The 22530-nt window shown below is 63.3% G+C and carries 27 protein-coding genes; 17 read left to right on the top strand and 10 right to left on the bottom strand.

Going from position 1 to position 22530, the window contains the following annotated elements; translation table 11 throughout:
- The first annotated feature begins 3 nt into the window (after positions 1 to 3).
- The 6 genes from GGQ90_RS24895 to GGQ90_RS29750 all read left to right on the top strand — a co-directional run bounded on the left by GGQ90_RS24895 (position 4) and on the right by GGQ90_RS29750 (position 4697).
- Positions 4 to 174, top strand: coding sequence for a cbb3-type cytochrome c oxidase subunit 3 (locus GGQ90_RS24895; protein ID WP_046192588.1), 171 nt, complete (start codon positions 4 to 6; stop codon positions 172 to 174).
- Entirely contained in the window at positions 165 to 1043 is an 879-nt protein-coding gene (gene ccoP / locus GGQ90_RS24890) for a cytochrome-c oxidase, cbb3-type subunit III (RefSeq protein WP_188084258.1), read from the top strand. The genes GGQ90_RS24895 and ccoP overlap by 10 nt, the downstream gene beginning before the upstream one ends.
- Before the next feature lie 198 nt (positions 1044 to 1241).
- Positions 1242 to 2060 carry a DUF2189 domain-containing protein gene (locus GGQ90_RS24885; protein ID WP_188084257.1) on the top strand — a complete coding sequence of 273 codons (819 nt, stop codon included), beginning with the start codon at positions 1242 to 1244 and terminating at the stop codon, positions 2058 to 2060.
- A 20-nt stretch (positions 2061 to 2080) separates the two neighbouring features.
- Complete coding sequence (locus GGQ90_RS24880) at positions 2081 to 4321, top strand: heavy metal translocating P-type ATPase (RefSeq protein ID WP_246428432.1); 2241 nt, start codon at positions 2081 to 2083, stop codon at positions 4319 to 4321.
- Positions 4318 to 4515, top strand: coding sequence for a cbb3-type cytochrome oxidase assembly protein CcoS (gene ccoS / locus GGQ90_RS24875; RefSeq protein WP_188084255.1), 198 nt, complete (start codon positions 4318 to 4320; stop codon positions 4513 to 4515). Before GGQ90_RS24880 ends, ccoS begins: the two co-directional genes overlap by 4 nt.
- 56 nt (positions 4516 to 4571) lie before the next feature.
- Positions 4572 to 4697, top strand: coding sequence for a hypothetical protein (locus GGQ90_RS29750; protein ID WP_281391465.1), 126 nt, complete (start codon positions 4572 to 4574; stop codon positions 4695 to 4697).
- A gap of 82 nt (positions 4698 to 4779) precedes the next feature.
- On the opposite strand, the gene GGQ90_RS29120 is transcribed toward GGQ90_RS29750, so the two are convergent.
- Entirely contained in the window at positions 4780 to 4923 is a 144-nt protein-coding gene (locus tag GGQ90_RS29120; protein WP_223178440.1) for a hypothetical protein, read from the bottom strand.
- Between the two features lie 47 nt (positions 4924 to 4970).
- Between GGQ90_RS29120 and GGQ90_RS24870 the strand changes: the two genes are divergently transcribed.
- The 6 genes from GGQ90_RS24870 to GGQ90_RS24845 all read left to right on the top strand — a co-directional run bounded on the left by GGQ90_RS24870 (position 4971) and on the right by GGQ90_RS24845 (position 12309).
- A complete protein-coding gene (locus tag GGQ90_RS24870; protein WP_188084254.1) occupies positions 4971 to 5300 on the top strand; it encodes a hypothetical protein in 330 nt (109 codons plus the stop codon).
- A 263-nt stretch (positions 5301 to 5563) separates the two neighbouring features.
- On the top strand, positions 5564 to 5752 hold the full coding sequence (locus GGQ90_RS24865; protein ID WP_062788381.1) for a hypothetical protein: 189 nt from the start codon (positions 5564 to 5566) through the stop codon (positions 5750 to 5752).
- A 49-nt stretch (positions 5753 to 5801) separates the two neighbouring features.
- Positions 5802 to 8675: an Eco57I restriction-modification methylase domain-containing protein gene (locus GGQ90_RS29485; protein ID WP_223178439.1), complete on the top strand. Its 2874-nt coding sequence runs from the start codon at positions 5802 to 5804 to the stop codon at positions 8673 to 8675.
- Position 8676: 1 nt separating this feature from the next.
- Positions 8677 to 9393, top strand: a complete 717-nt coding sequence (locus tag GGQ90_RS24855; protein WP_062788366.1) for a hypothetical protein — start codon at positions 8677 to 8679, stop codon at positions 9391 to 9393.
- A gap of 433 nt (positions 9394 to 9826) precedes the next feature.
- Positions 9827 to 11074 carry a hypothetical protein gene (locus GGQ90_RS24850; protein WP_188084253.1) on the top strand — a complete coding sequence of 416 codons (1248 nt, stop codon included), beginning with the start codon at positions 9827 to 9829 and terminating at the stop codon, positions 11072 to 11074.
- A gap of 2 nt (positions 11075 to 11076) precedes the next feature.
- On the top strand, positions 11077 to 12309 hold the full coding sequence (locus tag GGQ90_RS24845; protein ID WP_188084252.1) for a tyrosine-type recombinase/integrase: 1233 nt from the start codon (positions 11077 to 11079) through the stop codon (positions 12307 to 12309).
- A gap of 175 nt (positions 12310 to 12484) precedes the next feature.
- On the opposite strand, the gene GGQ90_RS29745 is transcribed toward GGQ90_RS24845, so the two are convergent.
- Entirely contained in the window at positions 12485 to 12712 is a 228-nt protein-coding gene (locus GGQ90_RS29745; protein ID WP_281391464.1) for a GDCCVxC domain-containing (seleno)protein, read from the bottom strand.
- Entirely contained in the window at positions 12705 to 13073 is a 369-nt protein-coding gene (locus tag GGQ90_RS24840; RefSeq protein ID WP_188084251.1) for a mercuric reductase, read from the bottom strand. Before GGQ90_RS24840 ends, GGQ90_RS29745 begins: the two co-directional genes overlap by 8 nt.
- 73 nt (positions 13074 to 13146) lie before the next feature.
- On the opposite strand from GGQ90_RS24840, the gene GGQ90_RS24835 reads away from it, so the two are divergent.
- Positions 13147 to 13563, top strand: a complete 417-nt coding sequence (locus GGQ90_RS24835; protein ID WP_188084250.1) for a MerR family transcriptional regulator — start codon at positions 13147 to 13149, stop codon at positions 13561 to 13563.
- Between the two features lie 23 nt (positions 13564 to 13586).
- Here the strand turns inward: GGQ90_RS24835 and arsH are convergent, their stop codons facing one another.
- The 6 genes from arsH to GGQ90_RS24805 are packed head-to-tail and all read right to left on the bottom strand — an operon-like array spanning position 13587 to position 17130.
- Complete coding sequence (gene arsH, locus GGQ90_RS24830) at positions 13587 to 14327, bottom strand: arsenical resistance protein ArsH (protein ID WP_188084249.1); 741 nt, start codon at positions 14325 to 14327, stop codon at positions 13587 to 13589.
- Complete coding sequence (arsN2, locus tag GGQ90_RS24825; protein ID WP_188084248.1) at positions 14327 to 14758, bottom strand: arsenic resistance N-acetyltransferase ArsN2; 432 nt, start codon at positions 14756 to 14758, stop codon at positions 14327 to 14329. The genes arsH and arsN2 overlap by 1 nt, the downstream gene beginning before the upstream one ends.
- Complete coding sequence (gene arsB, locus GGQ90_RS24820) at positions 14755 to 15831, bottom strand: ACR3 family arsenite efflux transporter (protein WP_188084247.1); 1077 nt, start codon at positions 15829 to 15831, stop codon at positions 14755 to 14757. Before arsB ends, arsN2 begins: the two co-directional genes overlap by 4 nt.
- On the bottom strand, positions 15828 to 16259 hold the full coding sequence (gene arsC, locus GGQ90_RS24815; protein ID WP_188084246.1) for an arsenate reductase (glutaredoxin): 432 nt from the start codon (positions 16257 to 16259) through the stop codon (positions 15828 to 15830). The genes arsB and arsC overlap by 4 nt, the downstream gene beginning before the upstream one ends.
- The gene (locus tag GGQ90_RS24810) at positions 16259 to 16786 is read right to left on the bottom strand and encodes an arsenate reductase ArsC (RefSeq protein WP_188084245.1); all 528 of its coding nucleotides are present in this window, start codon (positions 16784 to 16786) and stop codon (positions 16259 to 16261) included. Before GGQ90_RS24810 ends, arsC begins: the two co-directional genes overlap by 1 nt.
- Before the next feature lie 11 nt (positions 16787 to 16797).
- Positions 16798 to 17130 carry an ArsR/SmtB family transcription factor gene (locus GGQ90_RS24805; RefSeq protein ID WP_188084244.1) on the bottom strand — a complete coding sequence of 111 codons (333 nt, stop codon included), beginning with the start codon at positions 17128 to 17130 and terminating at the stop codon, positions 16798 to 16800.
- 107 nt (positions 17131 to 17237) lie between these two features.
- On the opposite strand from GGQ90_RS24805, the gene GGQ90_RS24800 reads away from it, so the two are divergent.
- The 4 genes from GGQ90_RS24800 (at position 17238) to GGQ90_RS24785 (ending at position 19225) form a co-directional block, all read left to right on the top strand.
- Positions 17238 to 17513, top strand: a complete 276-nt coding sequence (locus GGQ90_RS24800) for a metal/formaldehyde-sensitive transcriptional repressor (protein ID WP_188084243.1) — start codon at positions 17238 to 17240, stop codon at positions 17511 to 17513.
- 10 nt (positions 17514 to 17523) lie between these two features.
- Positions 17524 to 18444: a CDF family Co(II)/Ni(II) efflux transporter DmeF gene (dmeF, locus tag GGQ90_RS24795; RefSeq protein ID WP_188084242.1), complete on the top strand. Its 921-nt coding sequence runs from the start codon at positions 17524 to 17526 to the stop codon at positions 18442 to 18444.
- 10 nt (positions 18445 to 18454) lie between these two features.
- Complete coding sequence (locus GGQ90_RS24790; protein ID WP_188084241.1) at positions 18455 to 18637, top strand: DUF1289 domain-containing protein; 183 nt, start codon at positions 18455 to 18457, stop codon at positions 18635 to 18637.
- Between the two features lie 183 nt (positions 18638 to 18820).
- Positions 18821 to 19225, top strand: a complete 405-nt coding sequence (locus tag GGQ90_RS24785) for a MerR family transcriptional regulator (protein WP_188084240.1) — start codon at positions 18821 to 18823, stop codon at positions 19223 to 19225.
- 70 nt (positions 19226 to 19295) lie between these two features.
- Here GGQ90_RS24785 and GGQ90_RS24780 read toward each other — a convergent pair whose 3' ends face one another.
- Entirely contained in the window at positions 19296 to 22529 is a 3234-nt protein-coding gene (locus GGQ90_RS24780; protein ID WP_188084239.1) for an efflux RND transporter permease subunit, read from the bottom strand.
- Position 22530: the final 1 nt, after the last annotated feature.

The raw sequence follows: 22530 nt of genomic DNA, 5'->3' as shown, positions 1-22530 counted from the left end.
CCCATGGATATAAGCCACGACGCTCTCGTCGCATTCTCGAAAAGCTGGGGGCTGTTCTACCTTATCGGGCTGATGATCGGCGTGCTCATCTATACGTTCCGTCCGTCCAACCGAAAGAAGTTCGACAGAGCCAAGCAAAGCGTTCTCGATCAGGATGACAAGCCGTGGACGTAGAACGCGATCCGGTCAGCGGCCGCGACACGACCGGCCACATCTGGAACGGCATCAAGGAGCTTGATACGCCGGTTCCGAAAGGCGTGCTGATCTTTCTGATCGTCACGCATCTTTTCGCCTTCGCCTGGTGGATCCTCATGCCGACCTGGCCAGTGGGCCATACTTACACCAAGGGCATACTCAACACGGACCAGCGCACATCGGTCGAGAAGCATTTGGTCGATGCGCAGGCGGGCCGCGCTGCCTGGATGAAGCGGATCGAAAGCGAGAACCTCGAACAGATCGCGGCCGACCCTCAGCTCATGGCGATCGTGCGCAGCACGGGGCACCGGCTTTTCGGCGATAATTGCGCCGCCTGCCACGGCATCAATGCCAAGGGTGGCTATGGCTATCCCGATCTGACCGACGACGACTGGATCTGGGGCGGCGATCTCGAAACAATCGCCCAGACCATGCGTGTCGGGGTCAATGTGGAGCATCCGCAAGGGCGAACCTCTCAGATGCCGTCGTTCGGACGGGATGGCATTCTCGACGCCGATCAGGTCAGTCTGGCGGCCAATTACATCTATTCCCTGTCGCATCCCAAATTCGTGACGGCGGCCAATCGCGCTTCGGTATTGTCGGGGCGCGAGGTGTTCATGTCGAATTGCGCGATTTGCCATGGCGAGGATGCGCGCGGCAAACGCGATGTCGGCGCGCCCAATCTAACGGATGCGCGCTGGATCTATGGAGGCGACCTCGATCAGATTGTCGAGACGGTGCATGGCGGTCGCCAAGGCCATATGCCGACCTGGGACGAACGGCTGAGCGCCGCCGATATCAAGATTTTGGCACTCTATGTTCACTCACTGAGTTTACCGGCGCCATGAGAGCGACGCGACGCAGATCACGATGGCTTGTTTGGAGCCTCGTAGTGGCGGGGCTGCTCCTGTTTGTGCTCGCGAATGCGCATTTCCTTTACGTAGCCTTTCAATCGCAACCGGATTGTGTGGGGCATTTGAAGGAGCGAGCGAGCGAGAGCGGCCAGTATCGCGCGGCGAAATCGGCATGCTGAAAGGTTGCTGGATATGACTGAGGAGAGCGCCTCTTACGGATTGCTGACCGAAACGTCGGGGATCGATGAAACCAGGAACGCCCGACTTCAGCGCCACCTCTCACCGCTCGTCGGCTTGCGCTGGCTTGGAGCGGGTTGGCGCGATCTGATGGATCGGCCGGTCCCGAGCCTTCTTTACGGTCTGGGCATTTTTGCCCTCTCGGTCGCCGCGGTCGCGATCCTCGCCCTGTACGGGCGAGATTATATCCTCTTTCCCGCGCTTGCCGGCTTCATGATCGTCGCTCCGCTGCTCGCCGTCGGACTCTATGAAAAGAGCCGGACCCGCGAGCAGGGCGAGACAATTGGTCTGCGCCGAATGCTTCTCGTAAAACCCGCAGCAGGGCCACAGGTCTATTTCACCGGCTTGCTGCTCAGCCTTCTGATGCTTTTGTGGATTCGTTCGGCGGTCCTCATCTATGCCCTGTTTTTCGGCGTTCGCCCGTTCCCCGGCCTGACGCACATTACCGCCTTGCTCGTGACCGAGCCTGTGGGTTGGATCATTCTCGGGGTAGGCACCGCGGTAGGGGGCCTGTTCGCGTCGTTCGCCTTTGCGATCAGCGTTTTTGCCATTCCAATGTTGCTCGACAGGAAGGTCGATGCTCTCACGGCGATGGGAACCAGCATGGCGCTCGTATGGAACAACCTTGCACCCATGGTCGTGTGGGGAGGGATCGTGCTGGCGCTTTTCATTCTTTGCGCGGCAACGGGACTTCTCGGGCTCATCCTTATTTTCCCATGGCTGGGTCATGCCACCTGGCATGCCTATCGCGCGGTCGCCGAAGCGGACGCCTAGGAATGGCGTCGCGCGCCGCTTTGAACGATGTCGCGTTGCGACGGACATCGACCCGCCAGTCGGTCGACGAGCTCATCCTCGCCAGCACGGTGCTTGACGATGGTCTGCTTCAGACTCAATTGTCGGTTCCTACCGCGCACTGCGGCGGATGCATGGGAAAAATCGAGCGGGCCCTGGCTCAGCTCGACGGCGTGGTGTCGGCACGCGTCAACCTCTCGACGCGGCGGGCCACGGTCACCTGGAAAAGAACGGCTACTATTCCTCCGTTGCTCGAAACCCTGTCCGAAGTGGGCTTCGAAGCGAATCTGCTGAGCAATCTCGAGGGTCAACCTGACCGCGAAAGACGCAGGCTGATCGTCGCCATGGCGGTCTCGGGATTTGCGGCGATGAACATCATGCTGCTCTCAGTGTCGGTATGGTCAGGCGCTGACCCAGGTACGCGTCATCTTTTCCATGCGATATCGGCGCTCCTGGCGCTTCCGACGGTAGCCTATTCGGGGCGCATCTTCTTCCAATCGGCATGGTCCGCCTTGCGTGCAGGTCGCACCAACATGGACGTGCCCATCTCAATCGGCATTCTTCTCGCGCTCGGCTTGAGCATCTTCGACACATTGCATTCCGGCCCGCATGCCTATTTCGACGCTGTCGTCACGCTGATCTTCTTTTTGCTGATCGGACGAACGCTTGACTATCTGATGCGCGACAAGGCGCGTTCCGCGGTGCTCGGTCTCGCCAAAATGATGCCTGCGGGCGCGAAGGTCATCGCCGAGGATGGTTCACGGACATTTGTGGCGCTCGACAGCGTAGCGGTGGGCGATGCCATAGTCGTCGCTCCAGGAGAACGCGTGCCGCTCGACGGGGTCGTCCTGGCCGGAGAGGGCGATGTCGACACCGCAGTGGTAACCGGCGAGGCGATGCCGACGCCCGTGATGGCCGGGAGCAAGCTTCTGTCCGGCATGCTCAACCTTGATGGCTCGTTGGAAGTCCGCGTCACCAGCACGAGCGCACAATCCTTTCTCGCGGAAATGGTCCTGATGATGGAGGCGGCCGAGCAGGGCCGCGCGCGCTACCGTCGCCTGGCGGATCGCGTGGCGGCCTGTTATTCGCCGATCATCCATTCGCTGGCCTTAGCTTCCTTTGCGGGATGGTTCCTCTCGACCGGTGACTGGCATCTGTCGCTCACCATCGCGATTTCGGTACTCATCATTACCTGTCCCTGCGCGTTGGGACTCGCCATTCCCATGGTACAAGTTGTTGCAGCGAAGCGCTTGTTCGAACGCGGAATCGCCCTGAAGGACGGAAGCGCGCTCGAACGACTAGCCGAGATCGATATTGTCGTTTTCGACAAGACAGGCACGCTGACCATCGGCGATCTCCGCGTGACCGAAGCCGATATCGACCAGCGCTACCGCGAGATCGCCTCGGCCATGGCGTCGCGATCCGACCACCCTGTTGCGCGGGCCCTTGCAGCAAGTAGCGAGGGCCGTGCGGGCGGCACTCTGGATAGCTTTTCCGAGCTTCCCGGGAAAGGGTTGGAAGCGTGCCGCGCCGGCCATATATTCAGGATAGGGCGACCCGATTGGGCGCTGGGCGGCGCCAATGCCGATGTCGGTAGCCTCCACACGGTCTTTTCGGTCGATGGCGAACGGGCAGGTCATTTTCGCTTTTCGGACATCGAGAAAACCAGCGCACGAGACACGGTGCGGCAGCTCAGTGAGCTTGGGCTCGATGTGGAGTTGCTTTCGGGTGACCACCCTGAAGCGGTATCGGCGGTCGCGGCCTCGATCGGCATCGCGAAATTTCGCGCCGGCCTCCTGCCTCAGCAAAAAGTGCAGCGTCTCGAAGCGCTTGCTGGCAAGCAGTGCAAAACCTTGATGGTAGGCGATGGCTTGAACGACGGGCCGGCTCTTTCGGCCGCGCATGTTTCCATGGCGCCATCCAATGCCGCCGATATCGGCCGTGCGGCCGCCGACATCGTGTTTTTCGGACAGGATCTCGCGGCTATTCCGCAAGCCCTGCGTATTTCCCGCGCTGCCGGTAGGCTCGTCCGGCAGAATCTCGTGTTTTCGGTCGGATACAACCTGGTGGTGCTGCCGATGGCCTTGGCAGGTTATGTCAGCCCTTTGCTGGCGGCGGTCGCAATGTCGCTGTCCTCGATCACAGTCGTGGCAAATGCTCTGCGCATTCCCTCTCAAACTGGCCCCAGGCCAAATACGGTTCGTCGAGAGCGCGCGCTGGTTCCAGCAGGGAGCGCCGCATGACGGCTCTCGTCTGGCTGGTGCCGATTGCTCTGGTGATGGGTTTGGTAGGCTTGGGCGCCTTCCTGTGGTCCATGCGCAGCGGGCAATATGACGATCTTGATGGCGCGGCAGAACGCATCTTCATAGATGCCGATGCCGACAGGCCAATGGCGAGCGTCGAAGATGACGCGACCGAGCCGAAACCGTCCAGGTAGTAGCGAGTTAGTGAATGGGGACGATATTTGGCGAAAATGCGATCGAGGAAAATCCGATGACGCGTACACATGGTTGGAACTGGGTCGGCATCCTGGCCTTCGTCTGCGGTGCGGCGGTCATCATCCCCAGCTTGATCGCTCTGGCGCTGAGTCTGCTTGCGGTTGTCCGAATTTTACTGTGAAGCCCACTGAAGCCTCCAGGAAAATACCCATCTTTCGTATTCGTTCCGCCGTCAGAACATTTGGCACAATTCGCGGCGAAATTTAGTGGAGTGCGGACGGGTTTGACCGCCAATCAGCGTCAGGTTTCGTGGTGCCGTCGCCGAGCCGTTCCTGCATCACCGCAACGCCCAGGTCGCGACGCTTCGGCAGGCGTTCTTTTTCGGCGGCTGCTAGCGCGCGGTCCATCTCTTCAATTGGGGCGCTTTTCAGTCCGGCAGGGTCATGCGAGACGAATGCCCGGTTTCAGCAAAACCTGTCATTGCAGCACCGACCTTGGACGTCCGGAGCTGGTCGTAAGCAGCCGCCAAATCGCCTCACGGATCAACGCCCGTATCGCTGATGGGCCTGACGGCATGTACTGCGCTGGCATTCGCACCGCCGCGAACGCGATCGTCGGCCGCGCGAGCAGGGACATGCCTCTCCTGATTGATCCGTTCGCGATCGGCGAATGGCTTGACGAACAGGCGCCGCTCCACGCCCTGGCGCCGGCCTGTTGCGAGGAAGGGTATTTCCTGAAACCGAGCGACGAGCGTTGGTCGACCGGAGCCAGTCTGGACGAATAGGGGTCGGTTTTCTATTCGGCGCCACAAAGCCGCAGGTTGACCAAATGTTCCTATTGTGTTCTCGTTTTGACAACGGTTTTTAGCCGTTTCCATCAATCCGCCTGAGCCAGCGTGAGTCGAGGAGTCGATCCAGATTTCTTTATTTCTGTCTTTCCAGATTTCAGGAATTCCGTCTTTCCGGATTGCCAGAAAGGCGGAAATCTGTATTTCTGCCCAAACCGAAGCAGCCGAGAGGGAACATGGCCGCAGTGGGAGGGCGTATCTTGGCCAGCAGTCGAACCGATCCGGCCGACGAGGATCATGGGGGCGACGGCGAGAACAAGTCGCTCAATTTCAAGGTGAGTCCCGACTTCAAGAAAGAGTTCAAGGGCTTCGCGGTCTCCCAAGGGATCACGATGACCGATCTGCTGAAGGAGGGCTTCGCGCTCTCGAAGAAGAAGCGGCAGAAATGATCGTGGTGCCGTTCGCCCTTCCATCCGCCCTCGGTCCGAGGAGGCGGATGTGACGCTCCACACACCCGGCGCTGCATTCGAAGGCGCTGAATGGCTTTTCGCGATCGGGCGCGGGGGCGATCTGCCCGCCGTCGATGGCCTGGTCGCTGTCGATGGCTATGTTCCGGCGGGGCGGCCCCCCGAGGAAGTCGCCTTCATCGAGAAGGCCGCGAGCTACGGCGCGCGCGCGGTATTTTTCGAAGCTGGCCGGCATGGTCGCGCATCGGTCGCGCAGGCCTTCGTTTTCGATGCTGCCGCACATGCCGACGATCGGGCTTTCGCTGAGCTGCACAAGCGGCTGTGGAGCTGGAGCGGCGTCCCGATCGTCTACCGCGCCGGTCCGGGGCAGATTCAGCTCTTCCGCTGCGCGCATGCGCCCGATTTCGTCGGTCCCGACGACACGCCAATCTGCCGGCCGATCCGCACGCTGGCGATCGGCGCGGAGATCGCGGTGCAGGACGTATGGTGGGATGCCGCTCGCATCCGCAATGGCGCCATCTGGGACGACCCCGATGCCTGCCGCCTGATGCTTTCGGCTCAGAAATCGGCCCATCGTAAACTGGTCGAAGAAGTCCGCGAGCTCGCTAGGCAGATGGGCGAGCGTAGGTTGCTCGATGGCGGGCTGCAGCGGCGATTACTGATCCTCTCACTGCTCATCGCCTATCTCGAGGAACGGTCGGTCCTTCTGCCGGACGACTTCGCTCGCGCCTTGCCTGGCGCCACCCACTTTTTCGAGGTTCTGGGCAATGGTCCGGCGTTGATAACATTGCTCGAAGCGCTCGAAGAGCGGTTCAACGGACATGTGTTCCGCCTGAAGGATGCAGAGCGCGCAGCGCTGGCCGACAGCACCGAACTCGCCAGCTACGCGCGGTTGGTCGAGGGCTTCGAGGATTCGACGGGGCAGTTCAGCCTCTGGCGCCTCTACTCCTTCCGCGACCTGCCGGTGGAGCTTATCAGCAACATCTACCAGCTCTTCGTGAAAGACGCGGCCAGCTCGATCTACACGCCGCCGGCGTTGGTTCGGCTAATGCTGGAAGAGACGCTGAGCTGGGACCGTATCGACCGGCTCATGGCCGGGGACGGGGTCATCCTCGATCCGGCCTGCGGATCGGGCGTCTTCCTGGTCGAGGCATACAAGCGGCTGGTGCTGCACTGGCGCTGGCGCAACGGCTGGGCGCGTCCGGATGTCGACGATCTGCGTCCGCTGCTCCAGCGCGTGCATGGTGTCGATCTCGAAGAGGGGGCGGTCGAACTGGCCGCGTTCAGCCTGTGCCTGAGCCTGTGCGACGCTCTCCAGCCCGAAGAGATCCGCTCCAGCGTCAAGCTGTTTCCGCGGCTCGCCGACAACACGCTCCACTGGAGCTGCTTCTTCGAGGCCAAAGAGCGCGGCCTGGTCCAGGCGCCGGTCGCGGTCGTCGTAGGCAATCCGCCGTTCGAATCCGCTCTCACGACGGACGGCGCGAGGCGAAGCTATGCCGCCTATACCAAGGCGCATGGGGCGCTCGCCGACAACCAGCTCGCCTATCTCTTTCTCAGCGAGGCGATGGAGCTGCTTTCGCCGGGCGGCGTGCTCGCGATGGTCGAGCCCGCGGGCTTTCTCTACAACCAGCACGCTCTCACGTTCCGTCAGTCCTTCTTCAGCCGCTGGTCGGTCCGTGAGATTCTGGACTTCGTCTCGGTTCGGGGCCTCTTCAAGAAGGGCGAGGCCGACCCGAAGGTCGTCGTGGTCATTGCCGAGGCGGTGCAGCCGACCGCCGACAGCCGCCTCCTTCATGCCGTGTTTCGCCGCAACGGCCGGGCGACGGCCGAGCAGGGCTTCGACATCGACTATTATGACCTGCACTGGTTCGGCAACGCGATCGCGGAGAAGTCTCGCGACATCTGGCGGGCGAACCTGCTCGGCGGAAGCCGCGTCCACGACCTGATCCAGCGCTTGCGCGATTATCCGACTCTGCGGGATTTCGCGCAGAAGCATCAGTGGGATTTCGGCGAAGGCTATATCGCCGGCCGGAAGGGCATCTCGCGCCCAGCGGAGCACCTCGTCGGCAAGCCGCTGCTTCCGACCAGCAACCTGTCGCGTGATGGGCTCGATACGCGCTTTCTCGACGTCGTGCCCGACAAGCCGATCAAGGACACCAAGACCGCGCGGCGTTTCACGCCGCCTTTGCTGCTCATCAAGGAGCACGAGGATCTGCACCATGGCGTGTGGAACGGCCACTACCTCGCCTACAAGCACGAGATCGTCGGCTTGGCGGCCCCGGCGGAGCAACTCGGTGCGCTGAGCGCGATCAACGATTGGCTCTTCCGAGAAGCGACGGTTCTGCGTGCCTACGTGGCGGGGATCAGCGCTCGGCTCTTCACGCAGCGCGCCACCGCCATTCTGAGCGCCGACGTTCTGGCCGTGCCCTATCCCGAGGATCATGACCTCGACCTCAGCGAGAACGAGCGGATCGTTGCGGCGGATGTGGTCGAACACCAGCGCGAATTCATCCGCCTCGGCGCCGGCGCCGCCGTCATGCGGCCCGCGCCGGGCGAAGCCCTTGCCGAATTCGACGACGTTTTCGCCCGGCAGATCAATGCGGTTTATCCGCGTACCGCCCTGAAGGCGCTGCCGGGTCAGCGCTGGCCTGGGGCGATCTGCAAGGCCTATGTCTTCGGTGATGGCGAGGTGGATTGGACCGGCGCGGATGGACTGCGCCAGAAGCTCGATGCGCTGCTCCAAGAGCGCCGGGGCACCAGCCTGACGATCACGCGGATTACCCGGTTGTACGACGACGGCTTCGTGTTCTTGTTGAAGCCCGATCGCCATCGTTTTTGGACGCCAGCCATCGCGCTTCGGGACGCCGACGACGTGCTCGCCGACCTCAGAGCGCAGGGCTTCTGAGGTGCTGGCGGACGAAGGCGAACGCGGTAGACCGGCGGGAGCGCTGAGTGTCGGTATCCATCAGCCCGGAGAATGGCTGTCGGCGCTGGTCGGTTTCATCGGCGGTGCGCTGGCGGGCTGGCGCGATGATCCGGCGCGCGAAGCGGCGACCGGCGAGACCAAGCTGACGGCGCAGCTCTGCTCGCGGCTGAATAGTCTCTCTCGCCACGCGCCAGGCTGGGATTTCATCCAGTTCAAGCGCGAGGAGCCTGATGAAGCTGATGGCCGCCGCGCGATCGACCTTGCCGTCGCCCCGAGCGGAGCCATCATCTGGATCGAAGGGCGCGAATACACCGAGTATCGCACCTTGCTCCCGATCGAATGCAAGCGCCTGCCCACGCCCGCAGCGGCGGATCGCGACGAACGCGAGTACCTGATCAGCCGGTTCAGTTCGACGGGTGGGATTCAGCGCTTTAAGGCTGGGCACCACGGTGGCAGCCATAGCCGTGCCGCGATGATCGGCTATGTCCAGGTCAACGACATCCCGCATTGGAAACAGCAGCTCGATAGCTGGGTTGATGCGATCGTAGGCGACACAGTGGAAAACTGGTCGGTCACGGATAAGTTGGCGCTGCTAGGCCACGATGCAGCGCAGCGCCTGGCGTTCCTGCGATCCCATCATCAACGACTCGCCGGCCTGTCTCCGATCCAGATCGATCATCTCTGGATCGAGATGTAGAACGCGATTCCCGACCGGGCCGGCGAAGTCGTGACGTGGCGTCGGCCAGGGAACCGAAAGTCCTCGAAGATCGGGTTCGGCAAACGCCTTCGCGAATGATCGCCCATTCCCTTGCTGGGACGTAGCACTGGCATGAGCGGATCAGGGCCAAGATCAAAGACCGCTTCTCCATCTTGGCGAGTAAATCCGGACAGTCCCAAACGTCCGACTTTTCTGACATTGGGCGACCCGGAAGCAAGCGGGAAAACATGTCCGCATTTGGGAAGTCGGAAACCGGCTTTGAATGACAATGATTGGTCGACTGCTGACGGCACTCCATGGTGCTAGATCGAGAAAACGCTTATTGCGATATTGCAGTTATCACATGTCCATGTTTGACGCCTCTCTATAAGGTCGGCTATGAAGCGTCGCGAGAAATGAAGGGCGATCACGCGTGGAAAAGACGGTTTTCTGGTCATGGCAGAGCGATCTCGACGGGCGCGTCACTAGAGAAGTTGTCCGCTTTGCGCTGGATGCTGCGATCACGATGCTCGCGGCCGACGTCGAGGAAGCCGATCGGCCGAGCCTGACCTCCGACACGCAGGGTGTCGCCGGCACACCGGACATTGTTGCGACTATTCTCCGCAAGATCGATGAAGCCGCTGTGTTCGTCGGCGACGTGACGCCAATCGCGGTGTCCGCCAGCGGCAAGGCCTGCGCGAACCCCAACGTCCTGCTCGAGATGGGGTATGCCAACCGGGCACTGAGCGAGCACCGCGTCATCCAGGTCTGGAATACGGCGTTCGAGGGCGCGACGCTCGAGAAGCTGCCGTTCGATATGCGCGGACGGCGCGGGCCGATCGGCTTCTGTCTTCCCGTCGGCGCGGATACCGCCGAGCTGCGCCGCGTACGCGGCGAGCTGGCCAAGCAGCTGGCGGCCGCCCTGAAGCTGTCGCTGGAACAGCTCCCGGCGCCGCTCCCCGAGGCGGTGCATTGGCAGCCGCATTTTCCCGGCGACGCCGATCTCTGGTTCGATCGGGCCGAGCCGCAGATCGTTACCCACCCCAGTCATGGATCGAGCAGATACCGCTGGAAGGATCACTTCCCGGGCTACGCGCGTCTGATCCCGTCCAAATGGACGGCCAATGCGGATGCGAAGCGGTCGCTTGCGAGTAGTGAGGGGCATCCCGACCTGATGGCGGACGCCCGATCACTCGGCTTTGGTACAAGCCGGGGCGGCACTGCGATTTACTGGCCGGGCACGGAGGAGGAAGGCGTTGCGCCGACCGTTGCCGTTACCCAGTGGTTCGAGAAGACCGGCGAGTTCTGGGGCGTTGCGGGCGGATTCCTGTTCGATCGGGATAGCCGGATCACGCTCGCGACCGGATATTTCTTCCAGCACTGGCTGGATTTTCTGAAGCGCAACACGACGCTCGCGCTCGATCATGGCGGCGCGCTGCCGATCCATATGCGATTGGGGGTCAACGGTCTGGCCGGCTCGTGGTGGCCGCCTGGGACGTTCGATTTCGGTGAGGATGGTTTCGCCGCGGTTGAGCCGTCCTACCAATTTGAAGCGACATTGACCTCGGTCGAGACAGAGGTGCTGCAGCAGGTCGCCGTCGACGCCTTCAACGGGTTGGCGAGCGTCTATGGCCACGAGCCTTTCACGCTCGCCGAAATTCTAGAGATGGCGAAGCGGTAGCCATGACCGAGGATGCAGGAACACCGTTGCCTGTGCCGCCTCCGTCGGAGACGTCACTTCCGGCTGTGACCGACGCTGTCGATCTCGCGTGGACGGTCGTGCAGATGCGCGCGGGCGAGCGCATCGTCATCAATGAGTCGCTGATCGCCGCCTACCAGGCGGCCTCCTCGCCCCACAGCCTCCGCGCGCTGAAATCAGATATCGAGGCGTTTGATGCGTGGTGCCGGCGGACGCATCGGATCGCGCTGCCGGCGACGCCCGAAGTGGTCGCCGATTATCTTGACGCGCGGGCAGGAAAGGGTAGCAAACCGGCCTCGCTCGGCCGCTACAAGGCGTCGATCGCCAAAATCCATCAGCTGCTCGATCTGAAAGATCCGACGTCGGCGTCGCTGGTGAAGCTGCGCCTGCAGGCGATCCGTCGCCGCCTCGGCACCGCGCAGAAGCAGGCGCGGCCGCTGCGCTTCAAGGGGCCGGTGCGCAATGTCGAGCGCGACGAACCCCGCGGGCTCAATGTGCGAGCGCTGCTTGAGAGCTGCGCTGAAGATCTGCCAGGCCTGCGCGATCGTGCGCTACTCTCGGCAGGGTATGACACTGGACTGCGCGCCTCCGAGCTGGTGGCGATCGAGGTCGAGCATATCGTCGAGGCGATCGATCCCGACGCGCGGCTGCTCAGCATTCCGCGCAGCAAGGGCGATCAGGAGGGGGAGGGGGCGACCGCGTTTCTGAGCCCGCGCACCGTGCGGGCCATCGCGGCGTGGCTGGAAGCCGCCGGCATCAAGGCAGGACCAGTGTTCCGCCGGGTGAATGTGCGGCGCTACAAGGCGCGGGCTGCGCTGCGCGGGCGTAAGATCGACAGCATTTCGGGCCGCGAGACGTGGGATTTGCGCAAAACACTGTCGACACCTGCCGTGCCGGCTCGGGTCGAGTATGATGTGGGGGAGGGGGCTCTCCATCCCGCCTCGGTTGGCCCGATCTACCGGTCGATGATCCAGCGGGCATTCGACCGTGCCGCGCTGGTCGATCTGACGGCGGACGATCTTGCCCGGCTGCTCAAGGGAATCAGCGCGCACTCGACGCGGGTTGGCCTCAACCAGGACCTGTTCGCGAGCGGCGAAGATCTCGCCGGGATCATGGACGCGCTACGCTGGAAGAGCCCGCGTATGCCACTCGCCTACAACCGCAATCTCGCCGCTGAGGCGGGCGCGGCTGGAAGGCTGATGGGCAAGCTGGGATGACCAGATTGCCCCCCCGTGCGGTCAAGACCGGGGGTACCGCGTACCCCTGAAATCGACTCAGCCACTTCTGACGCTCAGCGAAGTGTCTGGCTGCCACCTCGACACAAATTGCGTGCAGGCCGCTTCGCTTCGATCCTTTATTCTAATTAAACATCGTCCACGACAACACCGGAAACTAGCTGCAACAGCCTGCGCCCTTGCCTTCGATCTGGATCGGTGGACAAGGAACGGTTCCATACGAACAGAACACGCAGCAATCGCCGGGTTTGGGCCGGAGCACGGCGTTGCAGTCCGAACAATCATAGAAAAACTGGCAGGCGTTCGTTGGCATCTGCTCGGTCTTCACCGTGCCGCACTCTGGACAGGTGATCGTCGAACTTAGCTCCGGGGTGATGTCAGACATAGGCATAGCCCAGCCAGAGGAGCGCGGCACCGATCAGCAGGCCGGCAAGCGTGATGAGGCGCGTGGCGAGAGAGGTGCATAGGCCGCCCGGTGCGCAGCGGGCAGCGACGGCTTGCTGACGTATGAGAAGTGCGGCGCCTGCAACCAGGCATAATGCGCCTATCCCGAGCAGCGGCACGCGATAGGGTAGCGCGGTCATAGCGATTCCGGCGAGCCATGCCGATCCGATGCCAACCGAAGCCAGCAGCATTGGCAGGGCGCAGCACGCCGCGACGCCGAAACCGGCTGCGATCCCGCCGAGAGTGAGAGACGCGGTTCCCAATCCCTTCGGCGAACGGGGGGTGGCAGAAGGTTCAGACATGGCGACCCCTTGAGAGCTGTTGGATCTTGTCCTAGCGTCTGTAGCTACTACAGACTCAAGCGGTATTTTGAAGATGACGACATCTCGCACCACCATCCCGATTGGCGAACTGTCGCAGCGCACGGGCTGCAACATCGAGACGATCCGTTATTATGAGCGCATCAGCCTGCTTCCGGTGCCGCTGCGCCGTGGTCGATACCGCGCCTATGGACCGTCGGATGTGCGGCGCCTGTCGTTCGTGCGACGTGCGCGCGAACTGGGTTTCCCAATCGACTCGGTGCGGGCGCTGCTGGCGCTTGCCGACGGCGGCGCTGCCTCATGTGCGCAGGCGCGTGATCTGGCGAGCGAGCATCTGCGGGATGTCCGCGTGAAAATTGCCGACCTTCGCCGCATGGAGCAAGTGCTCGGCGACACCGTCGCCGCCTGCGAGGCGGACGACACCGTGAGCTGTCCCTTGCTGGAAACGCTTTGCACTTCGGAAGCGCGTTAGATCCGGAGGTTGTCGGGATTAGGTCAGGCGATCGATTGTGATGCCAGGTCGTGTGCGGCGTCGCGCTTGGCAGCCGCGGACTTGCGCTCGGAATAACGATCGACGAGCTGATCGGCGTGGCCACGGGTCAGCACGGTGAACCGGACCAGTTCCTCCATCACGTCGACGATGCGGTCATAATAGCTCGACGACTTCAACCTGCCGGCTTCGTCGAACTCCTTCCAGGCCATCGCAATGCTCGACTGGTTGGGGATCGTGAACATGCGCATCCAGCGGCCTAGCAGGCGTAGCGTGTTGACCGCGTTGAACGACTGTGAGCCGCCCGACACCTGCATGACTGCGAGCGTCCGACCCTGGGTCGGGCGCATGCCACCGAACTCCAGCGGCAGATGGTCGATCTGCGCCTTCATGATGCCGGTGATCTGGCCGTGCCGTTCCGGGCTGCACCAGACCATGCCTTCGGACCACAAGGCGTGCTGGCGCAATTCGTGGACGGCTGGATGATCGTCGCCCTTCACTTGATCGGGCAATGGCAGGTCGGAGGGATCGAATATACGCACTTCCGCACCGAAAAAGATCAGCAGCCGGGCCGCTTCCTCGACCGCGAGTCGGCTGAATGAACGCTCACGGAGCGAACCGTAGAGAAGAAGGATCCGGGGCGGATGGTCGAGCGAGCCAAGGCCGGCCGCCAGATCAGGGCGAACCACGTCGCGATCGAGCGCTGGCACATAATCGGGGTCGGCAAGGGTTCGAAGACGCGACATCAGGCAATCCGTTTGGAGAGAAGGGCCGCGCTCGCCAGGCAGAGCGTTCGAAACTCGGCCGACCGGGCGATCGCGGCGGGCGCATTGGCGCGCTCGGCGGTTTTATAGCCGTGCCGTCGGAAGAATGGTTCAGCCGTGGTGGTCAGCAGATAGAGGGCAGCGACACCGTTATCGGTTGCCGCCTGCTCGATCGCGCCGAGGATGGCAGCGCCCAAACCTGCGCCACGTCGCTCGGGCTTTACGACCAGGGATCGCAGCAGCCGGTCAGGCCCATCGCCTTCGATGCCGCCATAGCCAATGATGCCGGCGACGTCCTCGAATCGAAAGAAGCGACGATCTGGTTCGGCAAGATCGCTGGTCGGCAGGCCGGCGGCAGCAAGTTCGGCCGTCAGGTCGGATAGCGACTCTGCATTGAGCAAACTCGCGATCATTCCGGCACACGTTGCTCGTACCAGGGCCGGGTCGCCTTCACGATCTTGACGACCGACAGCATGACCGGAACCTCGACCAGGACGCCCACCACGGTCGCCAGTGCCGCGCCCGAGTTGAGCCCGAACAGACTGATCGCGGCAGCGACAGCCAGTTCGAAGAAGTTTGAGGCGCCGATCAGTGCCGCCGGCGCGGCCACGCACCAAGCGACACCGAACCGGCGGCTCAGCCAATAGGCAAGCCCGGCGTTGAAATAGACCTGAATAAGGATCGGCACCGCGATCAGCGCAATGACCAGCGGATGGGCGATGATCGCCTCCCCTTGGAAGCCGAACAGCAGGACGAGCGTCGTCAGCAGCGCGACCAGCGACACCGGGCCTAGCCGCGCCAGCAGCCGGTCAAGGGCTGACTGCCCGCCCGATGACAGCACCGCGCGGCGGATCAGTTGCGCGACGATCACCGGCACCACGATGTAGAGCAGCACCGAGATCAGCAGTGTGCCCCATGGGACAGTGATGGACGCGACGCCGAGCAGCAGGCCCACCAAGGGCGCAAAAGCGAACACCATGATGATGTCGTTCAGCGCGACTTGGCTGAGCGTATAGGTGGGGTCGCCGTCGCAGAGGTTGGACCAGACGAACACCATCGCGGTGCAGGGGGCGGCGGCCAGCAGAATCAGGCCGGCGATATAGGAGCTGACATCGGCCGCGGGCAGGAGCGGCCGAAACAGCCACCCGAGGAACAGCGTGCCGAGCAGCGCCATCGAGAAGGGCTTCACCGCCCAGTTGATGAACAGCGTCACCCCGACGCCCTTCCAGTGCTGCCTGACCGATCCGAGCGCGCCGAGATCGATCTTGAGCAGCATGGGGATGATCATGAGCCAGATCAGCACGGCGACCACGAGGTTGACCCTGGCGACCTCAGCGGATGCGATCACCGCGAACAGGCCGGGCAGCGCATAGCCGAGCGCGATGCCGACGACGATGCACAGCGCTACCCAAACGCTGAGATAGCGTTCGAATGTGCTGATCGCCGGCTTCGCCGGCGCCAACGCTTGACCAGTGGTGGCGTTCATGACGCGACCCGCTGGCCGCTGTCATCGACGACGCGCTCGCCGTCTTCCTTGGTGAATGCCCCGCGCTGTTCGCTCGGCAGCAAGTCGAGGACTTCTTCGGAAGGGCGGCAGAGCTTCACCCCGAGCGGTGAGACCACGATCGGCCGGTTGATCAGGATCGGATGCTCCATCATCGCATCGATGATCCGGTCGTCGCCGAGCGATGAATCACCCAGGCCAAGCTCCGCGAAGGGCGTCCCCTTTTCCCGCAGCAGCGCGCGCGGGCCGATCCCCATGCGTTCGATGAGGGACACCAGCATCGGCCGCGATGGCGGCGTCTTCAGATATTCGACGACATGCGGCTCGATCCCCGCATTGCGGATCATCGCCAGCGTGTTGCGCGACGTGCCGCATTCCGGGTTGTGGTAGATCACGATATCGACGGACATCAAGCGGCATCCCCCCGGCGGCTGCTCGCCCCTTCGCCATGGCCGATCTCGCGGACATGCGTGCGCAATGCCAAGGCGTCGAGCCGATCGAACGGCAGGGCGATGAAGAGTTTGATGCGGTTTTCGAGGTAACGGAGCGCAGTGACGAATGCCCGCTCGCGTTCAACCGGCGTGCCCTGGACGTGACTTGGATCCTCGATGCCGTAGTGCGCCGTCATCGGATGGCCCGGCCAGATGGGGCAGGTCTCGCCGGCGGCGTCGTCGCAGACCGTGAACACGAAATCCATGACCGGCGCGTCGGCTCCGGAAAACTCCTCCCAGCTCTTCGAGCGCAGGCCCTCGGTTGGATACTCGATCCGGCCGAGCAGCGCGATGGCGTCGGGATTGACCGCACCCTTGGGAAAGCTGCCGGCCGAAAAGGCGCGGAAGCGCCCGTCGCCGAGCTGGTTCAACGCACTTTCTGCGAGAATCGAGCGGGCCGAGTTACCGGTGCACAGGAAGAGAATATTGAAGATGCGATCGGACATGATGGGCTCCATCAGCAGCAGGGGACGAGTTCGGCGATCAGCGGTTCGCAAAGCTCCGCCTTGCCGCCGCAGCAATCCTTGAGGAGGAACAGGGTAAGCGCCTTCAACTGGTCGAGATCGGCGCGATAGTTGATGATGCGGCTGCGCCGTTCCGAGCGAATGAGCCCGGCGCGCGCAAGCGTCGCGAGATGCACCGACATGGTGTTCTGGGGAACTCCCAACTGACGCGCAATTTCACCTGCGGCGAGACCGTGCGGCTCATGCCGCACCAACAGACGAAAGGCATCGAGCCTCGTTGTCTGGGCGAGCGCTCCCAGCGCCGTAATAGCTCTCTCTGATTCCATATATCCACTATGATAGATATGTAGGAAGAACACCAGGCAATTTTGATAGCCCAATCCAAGTCGATTACGGTGGTAGCGACGCGCTACATAGGGTAGGGGGGTATCCTATGGGACATTTGAATGAAGGCAATGACGAACTCCTGAAGCGGGTCCGCCGCATCGCAGGCCAAGTCGCGGCGATCGAAAAAGCGCTGACGGCCAATGCGGATTGCACGACGACGCTGCATCTCGTCGCAGCGACGCGCGGCGCCATCAATGGGCTGATGGACGAGATTATAGAAGAGCATGTCCGAGACCATGTGGCGGACCCCGACCTTACGGCCGCAGAACGTGCCGCAGGAGCTGAAGAACTGATCGCGGTGATACGCCGCTACGCGAAATAGAGCCGAGATAATGACCACTTTACGCGATATTGACGATTTCACGCACGCCCATGTGTATCTGGGGGCCGCCCACGACGACAATGCACGCCGGACGTTGTGGGTGGTGGTGCTGACGGCTGTGATGATGACCGGCGAAATATTCGCCGGGTATGTCACCGGATCGATGGCACTCCTGGCCGATGGCTTCCATATGGCGACCCATGCCGGCGCGCTGGGTGTCGCGGCGATTGCGTATGCCTATGCCAAGCAGCGTGCATCGAGCCGGCGGTTTAGCTTCGGAACCGGCAAGGTCGGCGACCTGGCGGGCTTCGCCTCGGCGTTGGTGCTTGGCCTGATCGCCTTGGGGATCGGTGTTGAATCAATCCTGCGCCTATTCGAGCCCATCAAGGTTGCGTTCGGCGAGGCGACCCTGATTGCAGTGATCGGGCTAGGCGTGAACATCCTCAGCGCATTTTTGTTGTCGGGCAGCCACCACCATCACGGTCATGACGATCATGTACACGACCATCATGCCCATGGCGGCGACAACAACCTCCGCTCTGCCTATGTGCATGTGCTCGCCGACGCCCTGACTTCCGTGCTGGCGATCGCGGCCCTGCTGGCAGGTCGCTATCTTGGTTGGGTGTGGATGGACCCTGTCATGGGTATCGTCGGAGCTGTGGTGATCGCTCGCTGGTCCTGGAGCCTGATGCGAGATACCGCTTCAGTCCTCCTTGATTCGACCGACAATCACGTTGCCGAGGAAATACAGGATCTCGTTGAGGGACCGGGCGACGTGCGTATTGCCGATCTCCATGTGTGGCGCGTCGGCCCCGAAGCCCATGCCGCCATCGTCGGTGTTGTCGGCGGTGCGGGAATCCACGCTGGTGTCATCCGTGACCGGCTCGTCCCTGTCCATGAACTGAAGCACCTGACGATCGAATGCCATTGAAGGTGCCCACGTGAAGTCCCCGTGCATAGACTTGTGCAGATTCGACGGCTCGACCGGCTGGTGTCGGGGGTGCGGCAGATCCAAACTCGAATGTCGGGCATGGAAGAAGGCGCAACCTCAACAACAACGCAAGATCGCTGCCGACCTTCCGCGCCGACTCGCGAAGTTGGCAGGACGCGCTCCGCACGAGTGAGTGGGCTCGCTGCGCTCACAGCGATCTACTGGCCTGTGAGATCAGCTCAGGAAGCCAGACGTGCAAGTATCGGACATTCGGGCCGCTCATTGCCGTGGCAAGCTTTAGCCAGGTCCAGCAATGCATCGCGCATTGCGTTAAGCGCATCTGTAGTCACTACAGACTCAAGTGCTAATCGCGACCATGACTGCATCCAAGAGGATCCCGATCGGCGAGTTCTCGCGCCGCACTGGCTGCAACATCGAAACGATCCGCTACTATGAACGGATTGGCCTGTTGCCTGTACCGGAGCGCCGGGGCCGCTACCGTGCCTATGACCGCGACGACGTGCGGCGCCTCGCGTTCGTTCGGCGAGCGCGCGAGCTTGGGTTCTCCATCGAAACGGTGCGGGCTTTGCTCACGCTCGCCGCTGGAGGGTCAGCGTCATGTGCGCAGGCGCAAGCTTTCGCGGAGGCGCACCTGCGCGATGTGCGCGCGAAGATCGCCGACCTCGAGCGCATGGCGGACGTGCTCACGGACAGCGTCGCCGCCTGCGAGGCGGGCAGCCATGCCGGTTGCCCGCTGCTCGAAACCCTCGCAGCGCTGTGATCCGGACCAGTTCCTCCATCACCTTTAGCTTCCGGTCATTGTAGTTTGACGGCTACCCGACTTTCCCTCGTCATTCAGCGGGCAGCGGATCGCGCGGAAGCAGATCCTCGGCGTGCGCTACGTTCGAGGCCGCCAGCTCGCGTCGACCGAATCGGGCGTAGAGCGTCGGCAGCACGAACAGAGTCAGCAAGGTAGCCGAGATCAGCCCGCCGATCACCACGGTCGCGAGCGGCTTCTGGACCTCCGCTCCGGCGCCGTGCCCAAGCGCCATCGGCACGAACCCCAGGGAGGCGACCAGCGCGGTCATCGCCACGGGTCGCAAGCGGAGCAATGCTCCCTCGCGGCTGGCGCGGGCACGGTCCATGCCGGCCCGCATTAGGTCCTGGATCGAGGTGACCATGACCAGGCCGTTGAGCACCGCGATGCCGGAGAGCGCAATGAACCCGACCGCCGCCGAAATCGAGAACGGCATGCCGCGCAGCATCAGCGCAGCTACGCCGCCGACCAGCGCCAGCGGTATGCTGGTGAACACGATCGCGGCGTCGCGCGCGCTGCCGAGCGCGCCGTAGAGGAGCAGCAGAATCAGCGCGAAGCAGGCGGGCACGACGAGCATCAGACGATCACGCGCCGAGGCGAGATTCTCGAACTGACCGCCCCATTCTAGCCAGATGCCTGCGGGAAGGCGCACGTCCTTCGCGATCGCCGCCTGCGCATCGGCGACCACGCCGGCGACGTCGCGGCCGCGGACATTCGCCTGGACGACCACCCGGCGCTTGCCATTCTCGCGGCTGATCTGGTTGGGTCCGTCGGCGACGCCGATGTCGGCGACGCTGGCGAGCGGCACGAACGCGCCCGAGGGCGTCGGCACCGGAGTCTGTCCGAGCGTCGCGAAATTCGCGCGCTCGGTGTCTGAGAGGCGGATCACGATCGGGAACTTCCGGTCGCCCTCGAAGATCACGCCCGCCGGGCGGCCGCCGACCGCCGCGGCGACCACGTCCTGCACGTCCTTGGCGGTCACCCCGAGTCGCGCGGCCGCATCGCGGTTGAAGGCGATGTCGAGCATCGGCAGCCCTTCGGTCTGCTCGACCTTGACGTCCTCAGCGCCTTTCGTGCGCCGCAGCACCGCAGCGATCCTGTCGGCGGTATCGTTCATCTGCGCGAAGTCGTCGCCGAACACCTTGACCGCGACATCGCTGCGCACGCCGGCGATCAGTTCGTTGAACCGCATCTGGATCGGCTGGGTGATCTCGTAACTGTGCCCGGGTACTTGCGCTAGGCGCTGCTCGATGCGCTCGACGACATCGGCCTTGGTCTCGCCCGGATCGGGCCACTCGCCACGGGGCTTGAGCATCACGAACGTATCGGTGGCATTGGGCGGCATCGGATCAGACGCGAGCTCGGCCGTGCCGGTGCGCGAGAATACGACCCGGACCTCGGGTATGCCGGACAGCGCCTTCTCGATCTGGAACTGCATTCTCTGGCTCTGGTCGACCGAGGTGCCGGGCACCCGGAACGCCTGGACCAGGACATTGCCCTCGTCGAGCTGCGGCAGGAACTCCTGGCCGAGCGTCGCATAGCCGGCGCCGGCCAGCGCCAGCGCAGCGAGCGCAACGCCGAACGTGCGCCTCGGCGCCCGCAGTGCTTGATCGAGCCCCGGCTCGTAGCGACGACGCAGCCAGCCGACGATCCGGCCTTCCTTTTCCTCGACCGGCTTGCTCAACCAGACCGCGATCGCGGCGGGCACGAATGTCAGCGACAGGACGAACGCGAACAGCAGCGCCATGATGACGGTGAGCGCCATAGGCTCGAAGGTCTTGCCCTCGACGCCCGAGAGGGTGAGCAAGGGCACATAGACGAGGATGATGATCGCTTGGCCAAAGACCGACGGGCGGATCATCTCTCGGGCGGCCTGCGCCACCAGGGCGAGGCGTTCGCCGCGATCGAGCGGCCGGCCGAGATGGTGCTGGCGCTCCGCGATGCGCCGGAGCGCATTCTCGACGATGATCACCGCGCCATCGACAATCAGCCCGAAGTCGAGCGCGCCGAGACTCATGAGGTTGGCGGAGACACCGGCCTGGAGCATGCCGAACCCGGTCAGCAGCATGGTGATCGGGATCACCGCCGCCGCGACCAGCGCCGCGCGAAAGTTGCCGAGCAGCACGAACAGCACGACGATGACGAGCAGCGCGCCCTCGGCGAGGTTGCGGGCGACCGTCGAGATGGTGGCGTTGACGAGGTCGGTGCGGTCGAGCACCGGCTCGATGACGATATCCGGCGGCAGCGACGGGCTGATCCGTTCGAGCCTTTCGGCGACCCCCGTCGAGACGGTGCGGCTGTTCTCGCCGATCCGCATCACGGCGGTGCCGGTGACCACTTCATGCCCGGCCTCGGACGCCGATCCCAGGCGGATCGCCTGGCCTAACCGCACCGCAGCAACCTGCCCGAGCAGGATCGGCGTGCCTTCGCGCGTGGCAATGACAGTGTTGGTGAGCTGTGCGGTGCTAACGATGCGCGCATCGGCGCGCACCGCCAGGCCTTCGCCGTTGCGATCGACAATGCCGCCGCCGATTGCGCTGTTGTTGGCCTCGAGCGCGGTGGCGAGTTCGCTCAGGGACAGTTTGAGCGCGGCGAGTTTCTGCACGTCGGGAACGACGAGATATTCCTTGTCGTAGCCGCCGAGCGAATCCACCCCTGCGACCCCGGCGACCGACTTGACCTGCGGCGCCACGATCCATTCCTGCACGGTGTGGAGATAGGTCGCCTTGTCGGCCTCGCTCACCAGCCGGTCGCCCTCGGGGGTGATGTAGCTGCCGTCGGGCTGGGTGCCGGGCTCGCCCGGCTTATGTTGCTCGTGCCCGCGATCCTGATAGCGGACGGTCCACATATAGATGTCGCCGAGCCCGGTCGCGATCGCGCCCATCTCGGGCGTGACTCCGTCGGGCAACCGCTCCTTGGCGTCGTTGATGCGCTCGGCGACCTGTGCTCGCGCGAAATAGATGTCGGTCGCATCCGAGAACACCGCGGTGACCTGGGCGAACCCGTTGCGGCTCAGCGACCTTGTGCTCTCCAGCCCCTTGATGCCGGCCAGCGCGGTCTCGACGGGGAAGGTGACCTGCTTCTCGATCAGCTCAGGCGACAGCGCCGGCGCGCGGACGTTGATCTGGACCTGGTTGTTGGTGACGTCGGGCACCGCGTCGATCGGGAGCCGATAGAGCGAGGCGGCGCCGATGATGGCGGCGATGGCGGTGAGCAGCAGGACGAACCAGCGGCGCTCGACCGCAAGGGTGACGATGCGTTCGATCATG

Origin of the sequence: Sphingobium scionense, assembly GCF_014197035.1 — a bacterium.
In the GTDB taxonomy this organism is placed as follows: domain Bacteria; phylum Pseudomonadota; class Alphaproteobacteria; order Sphingomonadales; family Sphingomonadaceae; genus Sphingobium; species Sphingobium scionense.
Note: the sequence above shows the minus strand (reverse complement) of the source record. Positions and strands in the feature narration are given on the sequence as shown.